This window comes from Mesorhizobium sp. M7A.T.Ca.US.000.02.2.1 (genome assembly GCF_003996995.1).
Lineage (GTDB): Bacteria > Pseudomonadota > Alphaproteobacteria > Rhizobiales > Rhizobiaceae > Mesorhizobium.
In genome coordinates, this window is sequence record NZ_RZTT01000913.1 from 1 (window position 1) to 466 (window position 466).

Annotated in this window: 1 protein-coding gene; it reads left to right on the forward strand. The window is 64.4% G+C overall.

Annotated elements, in window-relative coordinates; genetic code table 11:
- A partial coding sequence (locus EOD15_RS35415; RefSeq protein ID WP_148129860.1) for a DNA topoisomerase occupies positions 1-466 on the forward strand: 466 nt, incomplete at both ends.

The following is a 466-nucleotide window of genomic DNA, read 5'->3' on the forward strand; positions in this document are numbered from 1 at the left end:
ATACTGGACCGACATAGCTGCGGCCACGGCGGTCGCCGGCATTCGCCGCCTCTCGGTTCTGGCCTTTGCCGACGGCAAGGCGAGCGAAGCACCGCCGGCGCCGTTCACGACCTCCACGCTGCAGCAGGAGGGCGGCAAGCGGTTCGGCCTGTCGGTCAAGGAAGTCATGGATACCGCGCAGGCCCTGTTCGACAGCAGCGTGATTACCTACCACCGCACGGATTCGCCGAACTTCCTGGAAGAGGGCTTTGGCCTCATCAGCGCCTATGCGCAGCAGAAAGGTCTGCCGCTGGCGCCGGAACGTCGGCAGTGGAAGGCGAAGGCTAGCGCGCAGGAAGGCCATGAGGCCATCCGTCCGGTCGATTTCGCGGTTGAAAGCGTCGGATCGAACGAGAACGAACGCAAGCTGTATGAGCTGATCCGCATGCGTGCGCTGGCCAGCGAGCTGGCCGATGCAACCTATGCG